This window comes from Streptomyces smaragdinus, from assembly GCF_009604385.1.
GTDB classification, from domain to species: domain Bacteria; phylum Actinomycetota; class Actinomycetes; order Streptomycetales; family Streptomycetaceae; genus Streptomyces; species Streptomyces smaragdinus.
The window spans coordinates 19848-39694 of record NZ_WEGJ01000039.1; the positions used below are offsets into that span (position 1 = coordinate 19848).

General features: G+C 67.1%; 13 protein-coding genes. 8 read left to right on the forward strand and 5 right to left on the reverse strand.

Features of this window, described 5'->3' with window-relative positions; all coding sequences use genetic code 11:
* Positions 1-212: 212 nt before the first annotated feature.
* The 5 genes from SRB5_RS29940 (at position 213) to drmB (ending at position 12388) form a co-directional block, all read left to right on the forward strand.
* Positions 213-416, forward strand: a complete 204-nt coding sequence (locus tag SRB5_RS29940) for a hypothetical protein (RefSeq protein WP_153456597.1) — start codon at positions 213-215, stop codon at positions 414-416.
* A 188-nt stretch (positions 417-604) separates the two neighbouring features.
* Positions 605-5374 carry a DEAD/DEAH box helicase gene (locus SRB5_RS29945; protein WP_153456598.1) on the forward strand — a complete coding sequence of 1590 codons (4770 nt, stop codon included), beginning with the start codon at positions 605-607 and terminating at the stop codon, positions 5372-5374.
* Complete coding sequence (locus tag SRB5_RS29950) at positions 5371-7275, forward strand: UvrD-helicase domain-containing protein (protein ID WP_323378719.1); 1905 nt, start codon at positions 5371-5373, stop codon at positions 7273-7275. The genes SRB5_RS29945 and SRB5_RS29950 overlap by 4 nt, the downstream gene beginning before the upstream one ends.
* Complete coding sequence (locus SRB5_RS29955) at positions 7272-10532, forward strand: helicase-related protein (RefSeq protein WP_153456600.1); 3261 nt, start codon at positions 7272-7274, stop codon at positions 10530-10532. Before SRB5_RS29950 ends, SRB5_RS29955 begins: the two co-directional genes overlap by 4 nt.
* Positions 10529-12388 (forward strand): DrmB family protein, encoded by a 1860-nt coding sequence (gene drmB / locus SRB5_RS29960; protein ID WP_153456601.1) that lies wholly within the window; start codon positions 10529-10531, stop codon positions 12386-12388. Before SRB5_RS29955 ends, drmB begins: the two co-directional genes overlap by 4 nt.
* Before the next feature lie 125 nt (positions 12389-12513).
* On the opposite strand, the gene SRB5_RS29965 is transcribed toward drmB, so the two are convergent.
* On the reverse strand, positions 12514-12717 hold the full coding sequence (locus SRB5_RS29965) for a DUF397 domain-containing protein (protein ID WP_153456602.1): 204 nt from the start codon (positions 12715-12717) through the stop codon (positions 12514-12516).
* A 17-nt stretch (positions 12718-12734) separates the two neighbouring features.
* Positions 12735-13595, reverse strand: coding sequence for a helix-turn-helix domain-containing protein (locus SRB5_RS29970; protein ID WP_323378720.1), 861 nt, complete (start codon positions 13593-13595; stop codon positions 12735-12737).
* Between the two features lie 200 nt (positions 13596-13795).
* On the opposite strand from SRB5_RS29970, the gene SRB5_RS29975 reads away from it, so the two are divergent.
* Positions 13796-14212 (forward strand): ATP-binding protein, encoded by a 417-nt coding sequence (locus tag SRB5_RS29975; protein ID WP_153456603.1) that lies wholly within the window; start codon positions 13796-13798, stop codon positions 14210-14212.
* A 66-nt stretch (positions 14213-14278) separates the two neighbouring features.
* On the forward strand, positions 14279-14596 hold the full coding sequence (locus SRB5_RS29980; protein ID WP_153456604.1) for a hypothetical protein: 318 nt from the start codon (positions 14279-14281) through the stop codon (positions 14594-14596).
* Here the strand turns inward: SRB5_RS29980 and SRB5_RS29985 are convergent.
* The 3 genes from SRB5_RS29985 to SRB5_RS29995 all read right to left on the reverse strand — a co-directional run bounded on the left by SRB5_RS29985 (position 14584) and on the right by SRB5_RS29995 (position 16465).
* Positions 14584-15339: a class I SAM-dependent methyltransferase gene (locus SRB5_RS29985; RefSeq protein ID WP_323378721.1), complete on the reverse strand. Its 756-nt coding sequence runs from the start codon at positions 15337-15339 to the stop codon at positions 14584-14586. The two genes, SRB5_RS29980 and SRB5_RS29985, sit on opposite strands and share 13 nt — an antisense overlap.
* A gap of 16 nt (positions 15340-15355) precedes the next feature.
* Complete coding sequence (locus tag SRB5_RS29990; RefSeq protein WP_153456606.1) at positions 15356-15817, reverse strand: SRPBCC family protein; 462 nt, start codon at positions 15815-15817, stop codon at positions 15356-15358.
* A gap of 78 nt (positions 15818-15895) precedes the next feature.
* Positions 15896-16465: a peptidoglycan-binding domain-containing protein gene (locus SRB5_RS29995; protein ID WP_228390553.1), complete on the reverse strand. Its 570-nt coding sequence runs from the start codon at positions 16463-16465 to the stop codon at positions 15896-15898.
* A 410-nt stretch (positions 16466-16875) separates the two neighbouring features.
* Here SRB5_RS29995 and SRB5_RS30000 point away from each other — a divergent pair, with 410 nt between their 5' ends.
* Positions 16876-19794 (forward strand): FG-GAP repeat domain-containing protein, encoded by a 2919-nt coding sequence (locus tag SRB5_RS30000; protein WP_153456607.1) that lies wholly within the window; start codon positions 16876-16878, stop codon positions 19792-19794.
* Positions 19795-19847 lie beyond the last annotated feature (53 nt).

Below are 19847 nucleotides of genomic sequence, written 5' to 3' on the forward strand. Positions count from 1 at the left end.
GTCTCGCCGGGGCCTCTTGAGGGGGATTCGGGCGGCCTGGGATATTCCTATGCAAATTCCTGGTTTTGGCGTTGCTTCGATGCGGTGGAGTTGCGAGAACGCATCATTCGGAATCAACGAATCCGGATGCTTTCCTGGATCTGACTAGCGCAAGATTCGAAGCGTCGCTAACGTGTTTGGCTCGACGGTGAGTGAGGGGCGGGGAACAGGGCATGGAAAGCGACTGTGATGGTGGCGAACTGCCGGACTGTTTAATCGATAGTTCACTCGATTATTACGATGAGCCGCTGTCGCATCGGGAGCTGAGCGCTGCCGAACTGAACGCGGCCACGGTGTCGAGCGGTACTACGAGGGCAGCGCTTCCGGGCGACGGCGCTGCGAGCGATGACGAGCGACCTGCTGATGAGGCGGCCTAGAGGGCCGCGAATCGATGCAGGTCGTAGGTGTAGACGGGTTCCTTCGACGTCCCGTCACGGCACGGCGACCATGTCGCGTATCCATCCCGAACCAATCCGCAGGGTCGGTCGATCGTTGGGCCGGCCCTGCCCTCGGAACAGCGCAGCACGATCATTTCCAGCTCGCTCCCTCGACCCAGGATGTCGATATGTCTGAGCTCAACACCCCGGTTCTCCGGACAGTCCTCGATCAGTCCACCCGTGTCCTTCGGACATACGCCGTAGACGCCGGCCTCGTTGCCGAGCACGCCAACGGAGAGCGCCGAATCACGCAGGGTGGATACGGCGATCGGCAGCTCTTCGAACTCGTTCAGAATGCCGCGGACGAGATTGCGGATCATCCTGGTGGAGTCGTCCATGTTGTCCTGACGGCGCAGCACTTGTATTGCGCCAACGAAGGAAATGCCGTGACCCCGGAGGGGGCGGAGACCATCCTTCGGATGAGTATGTCGAAGAAGCGCGGGGGTCAGATCGGCCGTTTCGGCGTAGGTGTGAAATCGGTTCTGGTCGTAACCGACACGCCCCAATTCTTCAGCCGCACCGGAAGCTTCGGGTTCGATCGTGCCTGGTCGTTCGAGCAGATCAAAGCGGTGCCCGGCGTTGCCGGACGCTACGGCGAGGACTTCGACGCTCCGGTGCTGCGCATGGCCCGCCCACTGGACGAGGCCGCCGAGCGGGCGGGCGACCCCGTACTCGACGAGCTGCTGGGTTGGGCGACCACGGTGGTTCGTCTCCCCCTGCTGCCTGGGGCGGATCGCAGGCTCGGTCGGGATATGCACGGCGGACGCTTCGAGGGGCAGACGGAGGTCCGGGAGGAGTTCCCGATCGGCTTCCAGCTCTTCTCGCCGCACGTGGCCAAGGTTGTTCTCGAGGATCGCCGGCCCCGACCGGTGAACCGGCGTGTTCTGACAGTCCGGCAGGACGGTGGCGTGCGTACGGTGGCGGAGGAACGGACGGGGGCCGCTCTGGCGACGTCCGCCTGGCAGGTGTTCTCGGTGACGCACGAGCCGGGGGCGGCAGCTCGGGCAGACGCCGGAGAACTCCACGACCGAGTGACGCTGGACGTCTCCTGGGCCGTGCCTGCCCTGGAGAAGGATCCCAAGAGCGGTCTGTACGGCAGTTCGAGGGCGCGAGGCCGTGGTCGCTTCTGGTCGTTCTTCCCGACCAAGTACGAGATGTCCCTCAGCGGCATGCTCAACGGTGCCTGGAAGACGAACGAGGATCGGCAGAATCTCCTTGACTCGTCCGCCTTCAATGTAGAGATGATCAATGTCGCTGCCGACTTGGTCATCGACTCGCTTCCCGAGCTTTCGCCCGCAGAGGATCCGGCCGCCTACCTGCCGCTCCTCCCGGGCCGGACGAAGGAGAGCATCAGCTGGGCGGACCTGCAGCTGATCCAATCGGTCTGGACCCGCGCGGCGGTGCGTCCTTCTCTCCCCGACCAGGACGGGGTTCTCCGTGCGCCGAGCGAGCTACGTATGCACCCCCGTGTCGACAGGGAGGATCACAAGCGGTTCTCGGACTGGCTCAGGATGTGGAACGAATGCCCCGGCCGACCGGCGAATTGGCTGCACCCGAGCGTTGAAGCCGACTCCCTGCGCTCCGGCAAGGTCGAGCACATCCGGGAGGCAGCCAAGCAGGAGCGCGCGAGTGTACGCGAGTGGTTGGAGGCCCTGGCAGCCTGCGGCACCGCCGAGGCGTCGGCGGTCGCGGTCCGGATCCTCGCCGACATGATCCAGTCGAGGTCGGCGCATGCGGTGGAGGCCCGGGAAGCGCGCATCGTGCTCACGGAGGAACACGGCTTGGTGGCTCCCGTGCCCGGTCAGGTCTTCCGCCGTGCCGAGCACGGCGGTCTGCGCGAGTCCCTGGTGTACGTGGTGGGGGATCTGGCGGACGATCCGTCGCTTGCCAGGGCGCTGAGCGTGATCGGGATCAACGAGGCCGACGCCGAGGGGCGCTTCATCAGCGTGCTCGACCAGGGCTTCGACAACTATCGGGACGGTGAGTGGCAGCGGTTCTGGGAGTTGTTCCGCCGAGCGGGACAAGCTCGGATGTCGCACAAGCTGCAGGAGCGGGTTCCCGAGCCGAAGGACACTCTGCGGGTCCGGACGGCGGACGGCCGATGGCGACTTGTCCGGGATTGCATGCTGCCGGGTGCCGTGGTGACTGCGGGCCGTGATCCGTCCATCGCCCTCGACCTGACATTCCACTCGGACGACTCCGCCTACCTCCACCAGATCGGGCTGCGTGAACGGCCGTCCTCAGGGCACCGCCCGCAGGAGGGTGAGGAGTGGTTCGACGAGTACAGGGACGCGCTACACACTGCGTATCTGCACAAGCTGGACGATCGGGCACCTCGTCCTGCGGAGAAGACGATGAAGGTCGAGGGCGCAGCGATCGGTGGTCCACTTCACCTGTTCCGTGATCTTTCCGAGGTATCCCGGGCGGCCTTCCTCAGGGCTCTTCCGGACGATGCAGTAGTAGACCTCTGGACTCGGCACTACGGCCGTCAGGCGAACCTGCGCCAGCCGGTGAAGTCACCCATCCGCTGGATGCTCCGCAAGTACGGAACGGTTGCCACCTCCCAGGGGATCGTGCAGCTGAAGGATGCCGTCGGTCCGCAGCTCGCCGACTATCGGGACGTGTTGCCTGTCGCGGAAGGGTTGTCCGAGGAGAAGGCCCGGAAGCTCGGGCTGCCGACATCCATCGGGGACGTGCCCGGTGACCGATGGGAAGCGCTCCTCGACGAGGTGTCCCGGAGCGAGGACGACGCCTTCGTGGGGCGCACCTATGTCATGTTGACCCGATTCGAGGCCGAATTCCCCGAGGACTCCCTGACACGGTGCCGGATCGGGGACGAATGGGGGACTCGCGCGGACAACGAGATCACTGTGGCTGTGGGGACCGTCCAGTACCAGGCATTGCGGACCGAACAGCTTCCCGCGCTGTTGGTCCCGACGGCGGGTGACGCCGACCTGATGGTGGAGAAGTGGGGCATGCTCCGCTTCACCGACGTGATCAGCAAGGAGACGCGCGAGGTCCCCGACGGCCCGCCCGTGGAATTGCTGGAGCTGTATCCCTCGCTGCGTCAGCGGCTCAGTGGCACCGATCGCGATGTGATGGTTCAGCCTTGCAGCGAACTCGAGGAGGTGATGCGCACCCCGAACGGCGCCACGCCTTCTCCGCTGGACGCGGTACGTACCGGACCCATCGTCAAGGTAAGGGTCCCGGTCGATCGGGAGACGATGCTGCGGCTCATCGACCGCGAACTGGATCTCGGGCTCGGACCAGCAGGTCGTCGTGCAGTGCTGGAGCATCAGGAGCGAATGGAGCGCGACAGCGCGATTCGGCGGGTGAAGAACGAGGTTCGGGACTCCGACGACGTGGTCCGCAAGATCGAGCTGCTCGTCGGTTCGGACGCGTTGCTGATCGGTCTCCCGCCGGGGCTCGCCGACGCCGAGGCCGAGGTGAACGGAGGGGTGGAGCCTTCCGCCCACCGAATTGCGCAGATGGCGTTCAACGCGCACGGCGATGCGGTACTGCAGCAACATGCCCGTGACATTCAGGCTCGCATTCCGTCCGCCCCAGTCAGTTACACGGGCTCGGCGGCAGCTGTCGCGTTCGTGTCGGAACTCAAGCTTCCGGCAGCATTCGCGGGTAGTCGGACGCCTGCACCTCCGGTCACCGAGATCGTGGACGGACCGCGGAACTTTCCTCATCTGCACGCCTACCAGGAGGACCTCGTCCGCAATATCTCCACCATGCTCGACCGACTGGCTCCACAGCGCGGGATGCTCTCGTTGCCTACAGGCGCCGGCAAGACACGAGTGACCTCGGAGGCCGTCATCCGATGGGTCAAACAGGTCGGTGACCTGGAGGGACCGATCTTGTGGATCGCGCAGACCGAGGAGCTGTGCGAGCAGGCCGTACAGAGCTGGAAGTTCGTATGGAGCAAGATGGGGGCCGAGCGGCAGCTCACCATCGGTCGGTTGTGGAGTGGCAACGAGGTGGCGGAGGTCGTCGACAACCCACACCTTGTCGTGGCCACTGACGCCAAGCTGGAGCGCTGCCTGTCCGGCGATCAGTACGCATGGCTTCGGCAGGCGGCGCTGGTGATCGTCGACGAGGCCCACACCGCGGTCACCAAGCGGTACACATGGATTCTGGAGCAGCTCGGACTCACGCAGTACGAGACCAGGCGACACCTGCTCGGCCTGACCGCCACCCCATTCCGCAACACCAACGAGGCGGAAACGCAGCGTCTGGTGCGCAGGTTCGGCGACCGGCGACTTGACCAGGGCGTCTTTCCGTCGGGCGATCCGTACAAGGATCTCCAGGAACTGGGCATGCTCGCTCAGGTCGAGCACCGAACCCTGGAGGGCGGCAGTATCGAGCTGACGCACGACGAGAAGCTCCTCGCGGAGCGGATGGCCGTGCTGTCCCGACCGGCCGAACAGCGCTTGGCCGACGACCACGCCCGTAGCCTGCGCATCGTGAAGGAGATTGAGTCCTTCCCCAAGGATTGGCCCGTCCTGGTCTTCGCGACCTCCGTGGATCACGCGAAGTACCTCACGGCCATGCTCAATGACCGTGGCGTTCGATCTGCGGCCGTGGACTCGACGACCAGTGCACAGGACCGACGCGCGCGAATCAACCATTTCCGTGAGGGACGTATCCGAGTGCTGACAAACTACGGAGTCCTCACCCAGGGATTCGACGCACCTGCCACGCGTGCCGTGGTTGTCGCACGACCCGTGTACAGCACCAATGTGTACCAGCAGATGATCGGACGTGGCCTGCGCGGTCCGAAGAACGGCGGTAAGGACACCTGCCTGATCCTCAACGTCAAGGACAACATCGACAACTTCGAGAACCAGCTGGCCTTCACTCAGTTCGAGCACCTGTGGAGTCGGAAGTGACGGATGCCTACCTTGACAGCCCGTCGCTGAGCGACGAGCAGCAGGCCGTCGTCCAGCAGCCCTGGGACGCGCGCGTCCTGGTCACGGCCGGCGCCGGGGCAGGCAAGACTCACACCCTCGTTCGACGACTCGATGCGTTGTGCGGAGCCGAGGATCCTGAGGAAGGGTTGGAGGCCGCAGAGATCCTCGTCCTCACCTTCTCCCGCGCAGCGGCCCGGGAGCTGCGCGAGCGCATTGCGCGGCACGGGGATCGGGCCCGACGGGTACGGGCGCAGACGTTCGACGCCTGGGCGTACGGGCTGCTTCGACAGGCGTACCCGAATCACGACTGGAGTGCGACCGGCTTCGACGAGCGCATCCGGGCTGCCGAGGAAGCTGTTGCGAAAGGTGCCCTGGAGGCCGGTGAGGCCATTCCTCCGGCTCACGTGGTGATCGACGAGGTTCAGGATCTGGTCGGGGACAGGCGATGCCTGGTGCAGACGTTGCTCGACCGCTATCAGGACGCGAGCGGCTTCACCGTGGTGGGCGACGCGGCCCAGTTCGTGTACGGATTCCAGATCCGCGACCTCAACGAGCGTGCCGACGAGACCAATATGTTCTTCGACTGGCTCCGCGGCTCCTTTCCCGACGATCTGGTGGAGCTGCACCTGACGGAGAACTTTCGTGCCACGACGTCCGAGGCCCGTGTCGCGCTGGTCCACGGACCTCGGCTCCAACAGGTCACGGACGACGACAAGGCGTTGCCACTCTACGAGGAGCTGCGCGAACTGCTTCTCGATCCTCGGAACGGGACGGGTGATCTGACCGACCCGTTCGTCCTCGACGGACTCCGGGCTGCTCCCGACACCTGCGCGATCCTCACTCGGGACAATCGCCAGGCCCTGACGATCTCGCAGCTCCTGCACGAAAACGGCGTCGAGCATCAGCTGCGACGTCCTCTGGAGGAGCGACCGGTGCCCGCCTGGGTGGCCGAGCTCATGCGCAGAACCGAGGTCACCACCCTGTCCGAAGCGCGATTCCGGTCGCTGCTCGGAGACATCCCTCTGCCCTACGACCCCGAGCCCGATGTCCTGTGGCCGGTGCTTCGCCGAGCCGCTCGCGGAGCCGGCCGCGGTGTCGTCGATATGGACCGCCTCCGGCGAATGATCGCCGCCGGAGGCTTCCCCGACGAGCTCGCCGACCCGGAGACCGCCCGGGTCACGGTGTCCACTGTGCATCGGGCGAAGGGGTTGGAGTTCGACCGAGTGATCATCCTGACTCCACCCGGCGTTGCGGAACTGCGCAAACAATACGGGGCGGAGCTCGACCTGCCGGCGGAGGCCCGTGCGCTGTACGTGGCCATGACCCGAGCGCGTCGTGACCTGTACTTCACGACTCCTCCGGAGATGCCGATCCTGAGAAGAGTCAATGGTCGCAGGAACGGCCGTCAGTTCCGCGGCGGCTGGAAGGCCTATCTTCGGTACGGGATCGTCGTCGAGGCCGGTGACGTCTGCCGCGATGTTCCCCCCGCCCACGAGATCGGTGCCGTCTCCGCGCAGGCGTACCTCCTGGAGCGGGTCCGCTCCGGAGACGAGGTGATCCTGCGTAAACGCCACGACCTTCCTCTCGGCGAACAGCAGAGCCCGCCATACGCCGTGATGCATGGGGAGAAGGAGATCGGAGAGGCGTCCGAGAGCTTTCGTACGGGGTTGTTCGAGGTTCAGAAGGTGAGTCGCCGATGGGAGCCGGCATGGCCCGACGAGATTCATGAGCTGCGGGTGGACACCCTGGAATCTGTGGCAGGCAGCCCGGCAGCCGGTGCCAACGCCGGCCTGGGGGACCGTGGGGTATGGATCGTTCCACGGATTACTGGCATCGGAAGATACCGCTGGTCGACCGAAGACGAGGGGCAGCACGAATGACCGCCGCGCAACAGCACGCCGAGCACTACCGCGTCCGTGACGAGGAAATCCTGGTGGGACTGCGCCGCGAGCTTCTCGGCCCCGAACCCGATGCAGAACCGGAGGACCGGGACGAAGTCCTTTCCCAGGACGCCCCGATCGATCGGTACCCGACCGGGGTGCTCTACCCCAGGCCCGCAGGGGCGCAGGCGGCGGCGAGGCTTCGGGAGGATGACGCCGAGCACGAAGGGCTTGATGTCGCACCTGTCCGTACCAGGGACGACATCGAGGAATCGGGTACCGCACAGGAACTCGGTGTCGCCTCCGCGCGACGTCCTTCTTCCATGGGACTGACCTTCGCCGTCGATCCCGCCATAAGCGGTGAGATCACGGTCGTCGCTCGGGCGGCCGTCTACCGACCGACCGATGCCGAAGGCAGGCTGGTTCCGGCCCGCCGTGCGGAGGCACGTACGACTTTGGACCAGCAGGAACACTGGCGACGTGAGGTGCTGGTGCTGCCCGAGACGACGCTCGACGTGGCCACGCCCGATCCGAATGTCCGGGTCGATCTCGCCGAGGGCGTCGCACTGCGTGCCAACGTTCGTCCCCCTGATCCGGCCGGCGGAACGGTTGCTGTCACGGTCACCCTGGTCAACACCCACAAGGTCGGCGAGCGGGAGCTGCAGGACGCGTTTTCCCTGTTCCAGTGCGGCCTCGTCGTGCGTGCGGCGAATGGTGCGACCGCGTTCGTGGAACGGCCGGCCCCTGACACCGCCGACGACCTGGATGTCGGGACCAGTCGGTTGCTGCATCGACATGCGCCCACCTTCGCGGTCGGTCACGGCTGCGCGGCGGAATGGGACTGGACACCTGCGCCCATCGGGATGACCGATGCCCGGCGGGCGGGAGTGACCGAGGTGCGGAGTGCGTTCGTTCCCTCGGTGGAGGTTCTGCTCACCGACTCCAACCCGGACATCGACAGCTCGTCCCTGTCGATGTTGGGGCTGGCCGAGAACTCGGACGCCACGATCCTGGCCACTCTGCGTGAGCTGGCAGCCGGATACGAGCGATGGATCGAGCGCAAGGAGGACGAAGCAGCACTTCTTGTCGGCACCCAGCACGAGAAACCTGCGGAGGGCCAGACACTTGCCTGCCGCGAGGCTCTCGGGCGGATTCGCGTCGGAATCGAGCTGCTGGCCGATAAACCGGACCTGATGCAGGCATTCCGACTCGCCAATCGGGCCATGGCCGATCAGCGCGCCCGAAGCGCCTGGGTGAAGAGGGGACGTGCAGGCGTTCCGGATCCCGCTGCCGGAGCCTGGCGACCGTTCCAGGTCGCGTTCATGCTGCTGTGCCTCGCGGGAATCGACGACCCCGAGCATCCCGACCGTGAACTCTCGGATCTGCTCTGGTTCCCCACGGGCGGCGGCAAGACCGAGGCATACCTTGGCCTGATTGCCCTGACCGCCTTCCTGAGGCGCATTCGACGGGGTGCGCTGGGCGGCGGTGTCACCGTCATCATGCGCTACACGCTGCGACTCCTCACCCTGCAGCAGTTCGAACGTGCGTCGATCCTGCTGTGCGCCATGGAGCTGATGCGCCGTGCCAACCCGTCGGATCTGGGTACCGAGGAATTCTCCCTCGGCATGTGGGTGGGGCGCTCGGCCACACCCAACACCCTGGCGATGGCCGGAGAGAAGCTGAACGAGCTCCGGGCGGATCTCACGAAGCAGCTCGCGACCGAGAATCCGGTGCAGCTCCAGGCCTGCCCCTGGTGCGGCACCAAGTTGGATGCCCGTGCGTACGACGTCGACGAAGACGCCAAACGCATGCATGTCCGCTGCCCGAACGACGGATGCGACTTCATCGACGGTCTGCCGGTCCACTTGATCGATGAGGCGGTGTACGACGCCCGTCCGACCCTGGTGATCGCCACGGTCGACAAGTTCGCTTCGATGCCCTGGCGCCCGGCCACGGCCGCTCTCTTCAACCGCAACGAACCGACCGACCTCACCCCGGCACCCGAACTCATCGTCCAGGACGAGCTCCATCTGATCTCCGGCCCACTGGGCACCCTCACCGGCCTCTACGAGACGGCGGTCGACGCGCTTGCCGACCGTCCCAAGGTGATCGCCTCCACCGCGACGATCCGGCGCGCGGCGGAGCAGGGGCTTCACCTCTTCAACCGGCAGGTCCGTCAGTTCCCGCCGGCCGGGCTGGACGCCCGCGACTCGTGGTTCGCGGTCGAGGCACCCCGTGAGACGAAGGCCAGCCGCCGCTACGTGGGGCTGTTCGCACCGGGCACCAGTCAGTCCACGCTGCTCATTCGAACCTACGCCACCTTGCTGCACAGGGCGCAGCAGGCCCGGACCGACGACGAGGTACGTGATGCCTACTGGAGTCTCGTCGGTTACTTCAACAGTCTGCGGCTCCTCTCTGCCGCCGAGCTCCAGGTCCACGACGACGTCGTCGCGTACCTCGAACTGCTTGCCGAGCGTGAGGGCGTCACCGTTCGATCCGTCGCCAACTATTCCGAGCTGACGAGCAGGGTCGACGCCACCCAGATCCCCGTACGACTGAAGCGCATCGAGCGCAAGCTCCCGGACGAGGACGTGGTGGACGTCCTCCTGGCCACGAACATGATCGCCGTCGGCGTCGACGTGGACAGGCTCGGACTGATGGCCGTGATGGGCCAGCCCCAGACCACCGCGGAGTACATCCAGGCCACCAGCCGGGTCGGCCGCGCCCACCCGGGCCTGGTCGCTGTCATGTTCAACGCCACTCGCTCCCGCGACCGGTCGCACTACGAGGGCTTCCAGCACTTCCACTCCGCCCTCTACCGTGAGGTGGAGTCCACCTCGGTCACCCCTTTCTCCGCCCGCGCCCGTGAGCGGGGTCTGCACGCCGTCGTCGTCGCGCTGGCCCGCATCCTGATCCCGCAGGCAAGAGACAACGATGCGGCGGGTCGCGTCCACACCTACGAGCAACGGCTCCGGGGCGAAGAGGTCAAGGGCGTGCTCGTCAATCGTGTCCGCGCCATCGACCCGGCTGAGGCAGAAGCTGTGGCGGCCGACTTCGACGAATTCGTCGACTGGTGGTGCGCCGAGGCCGAAATCCATGGCGGACTGTTCTTCGAGCCCGACCGCCGTCACCCGAATATCCCGTCACTCCTCATGGCGTACGACGATCAATCCGAGGACGCCGAAGCCTGGCCCACCTTGTGGAGCCTGCGAGACGTCGATGCCGAAACCGCACTGTTCCTGGAGGCGACCCGATGACCCCGCCCCCCTCGCGCCGCCGCCGCACCGGATCGAACGGTGCGGCGCCCGCCCACAACCTGCGCCGCCAAGGTGCGATCCGCCGTGCTCAGGCGATTACGACGTACGGGGTGGGTGCACTGGTGGCCGTCGATCAGGAATCCTTCGTCGTTTCCGGGCTCGACGGCGCCGATCAGCACTGGAGTCCGGACGAGTCCAAACGCATTCACGAGCGGCGTCTGGAGCGCCTTCTCGGCGTCCAGCACTTCCGGATTCCACCGGCGTCGGAGGATACGAGTAGGGACGGCATGCGGGTCCGCCGTTTTCCTCTCATGTACTCCTGCCCCGAGTGCAACGAGCTGCGCAACCATCGTGACTTCGCTTCGCCGACCGCCAAGAGCATCTGCGGTACCTGCGAGGTGGATCTGGTGCCGTCACGCTTCGTCGTCGCCTGCGAGGCGGGGCACCTCGACGAGTTTCCTTACTGGCACTGGGTCCACCGCTCCGTCGAAGGCGGGACTACAGCCGGTCGATGCGGAGGGACCCTGATGCTGCGCTCTTCCGGCCGCACCGCATCCCTCCGCTCGATCGTCGTCTCATGCACCTGCGGTGTGCCCGAGGCTTCGATGGAGGGGTCGTTTCGGCGAGGTGCGCTGAAGAATCTGGGTCTGGGATGCCGGGGTACCCGTCCATGGTTGGGCACGTCGGTTCCCGCCGAAGCCTGCTCGTTGACTCCGCGTACTCTCCAGCGCGGTTCCTCCGCCTTGTGGCAGCCGGTGCTGAAGTCGGCGCTCTCGATCCCGCCCTGGAGTGACGGAAGCGCCGATCCGCTGGCGGAGCATTGGGGCCACCTGCGGGAGATGAACGATCCCGTACACATCGAGATTTACTTGAAGGGGGCCTTCGGCGGGAACACGCCGTTGCCCGTCGACCAAGTCATGGAACTCCTTCAGGCCGAGTTGGAGGAAGATCCGGTCGACGGGGACGAGGCACCGAGTCTCGACCACCGCTATCGGGCATTGCGCAACAAGGAATACGAGCGCCTGCGCGCCGGCAACGACGGAAGCGAACGCTCCCGCGACGAGCAATTCATCTGCGAGCGGCCCCGAGGCGACCAGGCGGAACTCGGTCCGCTGGGCATTACCGGACCCATGCTGGTCAAGAAGCTGCGCGAGGTCCGTGCCCTGAAAGCCTTCACCCGACTCACCGATCCGGACACAACGACGGAGGCCGACGAGGCCGCACTCGCTGTCGGTGAATTGAGCTGGCTCCCGGCGATGGAGGTGCGCGGAGAGGGTGTGTTCCTGCGGATGGACGAGGACCGCCTCGCTCGTTGGGAGAGCCGGCCTGAGGTTGTGAGCCGAGTCGAGCGGATGCGTGCCGCCCACCAGCGTCTGATGGGGGAGCGCGCGTCGGATCCGACCCGCGTCCCGCCATCGCCCGCCACGCCTCGGATGGTGCTGCTCCATACCCTGGCTCATGTACTGATCAACGAGTGGAGCCTGGAGGCGGGCTATCCGGCGTCCGCGCTCCGTGAGCGGCTTTATGCGGGCGACACCATGGCAGGCATGCTCGTCTACACAGCCACAAGTGACTCTGCCGGAAGCCTCGGCGGACTGGTCGCCCAAGGCGAGCCGGAACCGTTGGCACGGGTGATCCGATCCGCCGTACGCCGCGCGAGCTGGTGCTCTTCCGATCCCCTGTGCATCGAGTCGGAGGAATCGGGCACGGGCGGAACGAACCTTGCCGCCTGCCACGCCTGCGTGATGCTGCCGGAGACGAGCTGCGAGCACAACAACATCCTGCTGGATCGGGCGCTGCTGGTGGGAACGCCTGAAGAATCGGCGCTGGGATGGTTCAGTCCGCTGTTGGGGTGAGTCGACCGGTCGCAGACGGTCGATCCTTCGGGAAGGTAGGACGGCGTTTCACCGAATTGGTACCTGCGCGGTGTCCACCGATGGGCGTGGACACCACGCAGGTTTGCCCGGCCTTCCTGGATCAGTCAGAGTTCGCCGGTCTTGATGGCATCGACAAAGGTCGACCAAGCAGCGGCAGAGAAAACGAAGGCGCCCTGGGAGCGGTTCTTGGAGTCTCCTACGGCGACCGTGTCTCTGTCCACTTGCTGAATCTCGACGCATTCGCCCCCGTTGTCAGGGCTGTACGAGGACTTGCGCCAGGCGTTCGCAGGGAGGTCGTACCTCTTCATCAGGGATGCCTCTTGGGTTAGTCGATATCTCGCACCGCCTGCGAGATGAGGTGCATCGACTGCTTCGACGCGAGTGCAGAAGTCCTCAGCTGTTCGAAGGCCCGCCGAAACTTGTCGACGGCGGCATCATCCTCCACGTACAGGTTGCCGTCCAGGTAGTCGATGCCGACGACGTCGAGGTCGAGCGGATCGGGGTACGTGTAGACGCTGAACGGGCCGTCGAGGCCGGCGTGCCAGCCTTGGCTGAACGGGACCACCTGTACGGACAACTCCGGTGGGTTGTTGATCTCCAGCAGCTTCTCCAGCTGTGGCTTCATCACCTCAGGTCCGCCGACGGCCCGACGCAGTACTGCCTCGTCGATGATGCAGAGGTACTGAGGGGCGGCTTCGCGCGTGAAGATCTCCTGGCGTGCCATGCGGAGCGATACGTACGTCTCCATCCGGTCTTCGGGAACTGCGTGGCCGGACTGGTGGATCAGTTCCCGGGCGTAGCTCTCGGTCTGAAGTAGGCCGGGCACAAGCAGGGGTTGGTAGGCCGCGATGCGTGCGGCGTCGGACTCGATGGAGAGCTGTTCCTGGAGTCGCGGGCTCAGCGAGCTGCTGTGCTGGTGCCACCAGCCTTTCCGCCTCCCCTCGCGGGCCAGCGACAGCAGGGCCGTCTGGGTCTGCTGGTCCTCCACGCCGTACAGCTGCAGCATCGCCTCGAGTTCCAGGCGGCGGACTCCTTGGCGGCCGTTCTCCATGCGCGAGACCTTGCTGCGGTCCGCGTCGATGCGTTCTGCCGCTGCTTCCATCGTGACGGAGGCGAGTTCGCGGAGGCGGCGGAGTTCGGCTCCGAGGCGGCGGCGGCGGACTGTTGGGCGTGGTTGCGATGGCACTGGTGGCCCCTCCCTTGTGCAGGCTTGCGGCTGACAGCTTGCCTAGCGGGTGGGGGCAATCGGGGTGTAGTGCCTGTTCTTCACTCGGAAGAGGTAAAACTGCACATGTGCAAGGTAATTGAGTGCGGGAACGGCCACATTGCTCGTTAGCTCACGTGAGTTGAGGTCTACGAGTGGGGCGTTCCCCGCGGGAGGTACCTGTGACGACGTTGATGGAGGCCGGGGGCGAGTACCGGCTCAGGTTCATCGTGGAGCCGAGTGAGTTGGCGGGGCTCAGGCGGCGGGTGGCTCAGCAGGTGCGGTTGTGGGGGATAGACGCGGTGGTTGACGCGACCTTGCTGTGTATGACGGAGCTCGTCACCAATGTGCATCGGCATGCCGATGGGCGGTGTGCGCTGCGGCTCACCACCGTGCGGGACGGGCTGGTTCTCGTCGTGAGCGATCTGTCCAGGGCCGTGCCTGTGCTGAAGGAGCCCGATTGGGAGTCCGGGAGCGGGCGGGGGATCTTTCTGGTCGAGCACCATGCCAAGGCGTGGAGCGTGGTTCGTACCGCTACTGGCAAAGACGTGTGGTGCTTGATCCCCGGTCCGGGGGACGGGCGGGCGGCGGGGTGCTGAAGCCGCCGGCGGCGGGCGGCTGGGCTCCCCCGGGGGTGTCGGACCTGGGGGCTAGCCTGCCTCGGCATGGGCTACATCGTGCACATCACGCGGCGTGCGAACTGGTGGGACGAGCATGGGCCGGACATCAGTACGCGGGAGTGGGAGGACGTCGTCGACGTCGATCCCGACCTTGTGATGATCCCGATGCCCGAGGGCGGCTGGACCGACGGGCCGCCGCGGTGGATCGCCGTGCTCGGTGGGGGCGCGGAGGCGATGGCGTGGCAGAGCGGGAGCGTGATGGCGCGGTATCCCAGTGACGTGATGATCGCGAAGATGGTGGTCGTGGCCCGGGCGTTGGGGGCCCGGGTGCAGGGGGACGACGGGGAGTTCTACACGGGGTGAAGGGGGCGGTGGAACAGGGCCGTCCACAGGAATGGTTCGCCGAAGTACGGGGAAGCCGGCGGTTCGTCGTTCATCCGGCGGAGCTCCACTTCCGTCAGGTCCGCGAAGATGCCCCGTAGGGCCTCCGCCGTGTAGCCCAGGCCGCCGTGCAGCGACGCGTCGCGGTAGAACGCCTCGTCCGGGAGCGATGAGCCGCCGCCGTTCTCGTCGGGGGCGAAGCACGTCAGGGCGAAGTGGCCGCCCGGGGCCAGGGCGCGGTCCAGGAGGGCGAGGTAGCTGATCCGGCGGTGCGGGGGCAGGTGGTGGAAGCAGCCCGAGTCGACGATCAGGTCGTACGGGGTGGTGGGGGCCGGGAGCGTGAAGATGTCCGCGCGGTGGAAGTGGACGCGGGCGCGGATGTCGGGGGCGGCGGCCTCGGCGCGTTCGGTGGCCCAGGTGATCGCCGTGGGGGAGAGGTCTACGGCCTCCACGGCGTAGCCGTGCGCCGCGAGGTGGAGGGCGTTGCGGCCGGGGCCGCAGCCCAGTTCCAGGGCGCGGCCGGGGGGCTTCAGGAGGTCGCGGGTGAGGTACGAGGCCAGGTTCTCGTCCGGTTTGGCGACGAAGAACGGGATGCCCCTGGCGCGGTCGGCGTAGAAGGCGTCCCACCAGTCGGCGCTGTCCTCGGTCCAGCGGTCCGCCGCCGGGGTGAAGAGGGTGTCGAGGAGGTTCAGGACGTCCTCGGTCGTACGGATGGTGCGGTCCACCGGGGGCTCCAAGGGGTCAGCCCTCCGCCGTCTGCTTGAGGTGTTCGAGGGTGCGGTGCATTCCCGCCTCCAGTTCGTCCGCGTGGGAGGCGATGCCGCCGAGGAAGAGGGCCGCGTAGGCCTTGCTGACCGGGGTGAGGGTCTTCGGGACCGGGCGGCGGTGGGTGACCAGGGTGCCTTCCGGGTGCGGGGTCAGTTCGTAGATCCAGCGGGCGCCGCTTGTGCGGGTGTCCCAGATCAGGCGGTCGTGCGGGGTGGCTTCCGTGACTACGTTGCGTGTGGGCCAGATCGCCAGTTTGCGGCGGTTCCAGCCGATGTACGTCTGGCCGGTGCGGAAGCCGCCTCGTTTCAGGGGGGTCATCGCGAGGAGTTCGGGGCTCGCGGCGGCCAGGGCGCGGGTGTCGGTCAGGAGGGCCCAGATCGTTTCCGGCGGTGCCTCGATCAGTATCTCGGCGTGCAGCTCGCGGTCGGCGGTCATCGCCCGTCCCCCTTCGGTCCGGCCCGGCTTTCGGGTCAGCGTACGGAGGACGGGCGGTGGTGGCGAGAGCCGTGGGCGTCAGCCGCAGGTGCGGCTGGTGTACGAGGCCCACTTGTACGCGCCGCTGTCGGTGCTCGAGCCCTCCCAGAAGAAGTAGCGGCCGTTCGCTGCCCGGACCAGGTAGAAATAGTTCTCGGCGCCCGTGTACGTCAGGATGAGGCCGCCGCCGTATTCGGTGGCGTAGTCGTAAAAGCTCAGCCTGCCGCCGGCGTAGCCCCAGGTCGCGTTGCCGACGATGCCGTCGACGGACTTGAGGGGCCAGCGGTCCTGGAGGTTCATCGTCGCGCGGTAGGTGTTCGGGCCGAAGACGCCGTCGATGTCCGCCTTGTCGAACTTGCTGCCGTCCTGCTCCACAGCTCCCTCGGCCCACAGGATCTGCTGCCACAGGCAGGTGGCGTTCGACGAGGCGTGGCTGGACTGGGAGATGTTGCCCTCGTCGCCCCAGTCGTCGGTGTAGGTGTCGGCTCCCGAGATGTAGCCGCTGGAGGTGCTTGCCGACGCCGGTGAGGCGCTGATCGCCAGCGCGCCGGCCACCGCGGCCGTCAGGACGGCGGTGGTGAGGCGGGATCGGGCCGGGCGGTAGGTCATGGGTCCCCCTTGGGTGAAGCGGTCCGTGCCGGTACGGCAAGGCTGGCCCAGGGGGTGCGGGGGCGTCGATGCTCTTGCGGTGGGGTGCAAAGGTGCTGGTGGGGCGGATTCATTCAGCGTTCGAATTATCTTGTCGGTCGATCTTCCCGCGGGATACCCTCAGGCGCCCGTTCTGGACCGGGCCGAGGGCCCCTCACCTCGTTCGACGTGCCGCGAGTGCGCTTCGCGCCGCGGGTTGTCCCTGGAGGAACATGAATCCCCGACGTGCCGCCGGGCGGCGGACGTTCGTTTTGGGTGCCCTGAGTGCCGCTGTCGTCGGCGCGTTGCTGGGGCCTCTGCCGCAGGCGGCTGCCGAGGATGCGGCGGAGGTGGTGATTCCGGCGAAGCCGTCGCAGATTGCGCACGGTGCCTTGCTGCTTCACACCGACCCCGCCTACGGTCCGACTGGAGCAGGACTGACCGGCGCCCTTCATTACGAGGAAGCCGCCGACCGCCTGAACCAGGACTTCCTGTGGACCCGGTACTCCGACGGCCGGAGCTTCGAGGTGCCCGACGCGCGGACCTTCAATGGCGGCTCGAACGGGGAGGACGCCCAGGTCTGGCTCCAGGACGGCACGGTCCATATCCGCGACGCCGCCACGGGCACCCAGCAGACCGTGGCGATCCCACCCGACGCGGTGTACAACGCGACCTACGGCACCACGGTCGTCGCCTATGCGACGGCGCCCAACGCGGAGGGCCAGGAACGTATCGTCCGGACCGACTACCTGCGTCCCGACGGTGACAACGTGTCGCTTCCCCTCGCCGCGCCCGATGGTTCGAAGCAGGGGCTGCCGGTCGCGGCGGACGCCAGGCACTTCGCCACCCGGATCACCCACCAGGACGGCACCGCGCGCTGGCGGCTGCTGGACCGCGAGACCCTGGAGCCGGCCGGTGAGACCGCTCCGGTGCCCTCCGACTACTCCAGGGTAGCGATGGGCTCCTCGTACATCGCCTTCTTCAAGAAGGAGCGGAGCCGCACGGTTCTCGTCGTCCCGAGGAACGACATCGGCGCCCAGCCGGTCGAGGTGACGCTCGAGACGGGCCTCGACACGTACATGCCCCAGGGGCTGTCGGTCGTCGGCGACTGGCTCGTCTACGTGACTGTCTACAACGTGGTCATGGCCGCCCCGATCAACGGGGGTGAGCCTGTCCAGCTGCTGTTCGACAGCATGGACGACCTCTCCCGCACGTCCGACGGCGCGGCCGTGGTCACCGGCGGCAGGAGGCCCGGGGACTGGGCGATCCGGCGGATCACCGGCGGTACGGACGGTCCGCCCACGGTCTCTGTCGTCAAGCAGCTGCCGGTGTGGCCCGTCCGTGTGAACGGGCTCTCGCTGGCGCACGGCCGGCTCCACTACGCGGAGGGAACCCCCGCGTATACGAGAACCGAGTGGACCCGCACGCTCAGCGTCGGCCCGGGCACACCGACGTACTCGGACGCTTCCAAAGTGACCCGGTACCTGGGTCTCGGCCCATGTCCGGCCGCGGACACTGCCTGCGCGCAGCTGCATCTCACCGGTGACGGCCGGAGTGTGGCGGTGTCGCCCCCGAGCACCATGGAGATCGCCGACCGGAGCTCGAACTACGAGCGGGTCACGGTCCCGGCCGGCGCGCAGATCACCGACGCTCTCGGAAACTACGTCCTCTACACCGACCCCGCCACCAACCGCCAGACCGTCCACCAGATCGGCAAGGGCAAGCTCTTCGACCGCGCCGCCACCGCCGCCGCCCTCTGGGACCACGACGTTTGGGTCCCCGGCTCCCAGCCCGGCACCGTCGCCCAGCTGCGCGCGACCGACGGCACCAAGCGTACGGAAACCGCGATCGGCGCCCCCTGCGTCCCCGCCGAACTGCAGGTCAACGCCCACTGGATCTACTACGCCTGCCCCGACGCCGGACCCGCCGGCGTGTACGACCGCACGACGAAGGCCACCGTCTCCGTCCCGTCCGGCGACGCGCTGCTCGGCGACGGCTACCTCGTCACCCACGACAAGGCCGCCGGCCACCTGCGGCTGAGGAACCTTACGGACGGCACCACCCGCACCATCGGCGACCTGCCGGACACCGGCCGGACGCAGCGCCACATCCGCTGGACCGTCGACCGCTTCGGCGGGAGTGTGGCGTACGTCGACGAGGCCGAGCGCATCCATGTCGTCCCGACCGGGGTGACCGCCTCGCCGGTGGCCGCGGTCCAGGTGACCGGCAGCGAGGACCTCGTCCTCGGGAAGGACATGGCGACGCTTCCCGGCCACTTCAACGCCATTCTGACCAAGCCCGTCTCCTCCTGGACCTTCAGCGTCGTCCGCGGCGGAGAAGACACCGCCGTGTACACGCGCACCGGCGGCGAGGCCCGGGGCCGGCTGCGGGTCGACTGGAACGGCAAGGACAGCGGCGGCAAGTACATGCGCGACGGCGTCTACATCTGGACCCTGACCGCCACCCCGGCGGACGGCCGGGGCGCACCGCTGACGGACGACGGCGGGATCATCCTCAAGGGCAACTCCCACCGCCGCGAGCACATCTGGCCCGCGGGCACCACCCGGACCAACGCCCCCGACATGCTCACCCTCAACACCCGGGGCGAGTTCACCTTCCACCGCGGCACCGGCACCGGCGGCTACGCCACGACCGGCAAGGTCTCCGGCGGCGGCTGGCCCCAGACCGCGAAGGCCGTCCCGTTCGGGGATCTGAACGGTGACACCTGCAACGACGTCCTCGTACAGATCGGCGACGAGCTGCGCGCGTACCGTCCGGCGTGCGGCGGGGCGCTGGCGTCGACCACCCCGTACACCAAGCTGAGCACCGGCTGGTCGAAGTACAACCTGCTGACCTCCCCCGGCGACATGACCAACGACGGCCGCCCCGACCTCCTGGCCCGGGAGTCCGCGACCGGTGACATCTATCTGTTCGCCGGTGCCGACGGCGGGAAGCTGGCGGCGCGGACGAAGATCCGTACCGGATGGGCGGCGTACAACCTGATCTCCGGGGCCGGGGACCTGAACGGGGACGGGTTCGGCGATCTGCTGACGCGGCACACCGACGGGACCCTGTACTGGTACGCGGGGCTCGGGACCGGGCAGTTCAAGGAGCGGGTGAAGATCTTCTCCGGGTGGGGCGGGTCGTACACCTCGCTCGTCGGCGCCGGGGACATCACCGGGGACGGCAAGGCCGACATGGTCGTACGGGACAAGAACGGCGTCCTCTACCGCAACAACGGTGACGGCAAGGGCGGCTTCTCGTCCAAGACCCAGCTCGCCACCGGGTGGACGTACGTCGGGCTCTTCTGAGCGATCCCCGGGGCGGGTGGCCTCCCTGCCCGCCCCGGGATTGCCGGCGGTCT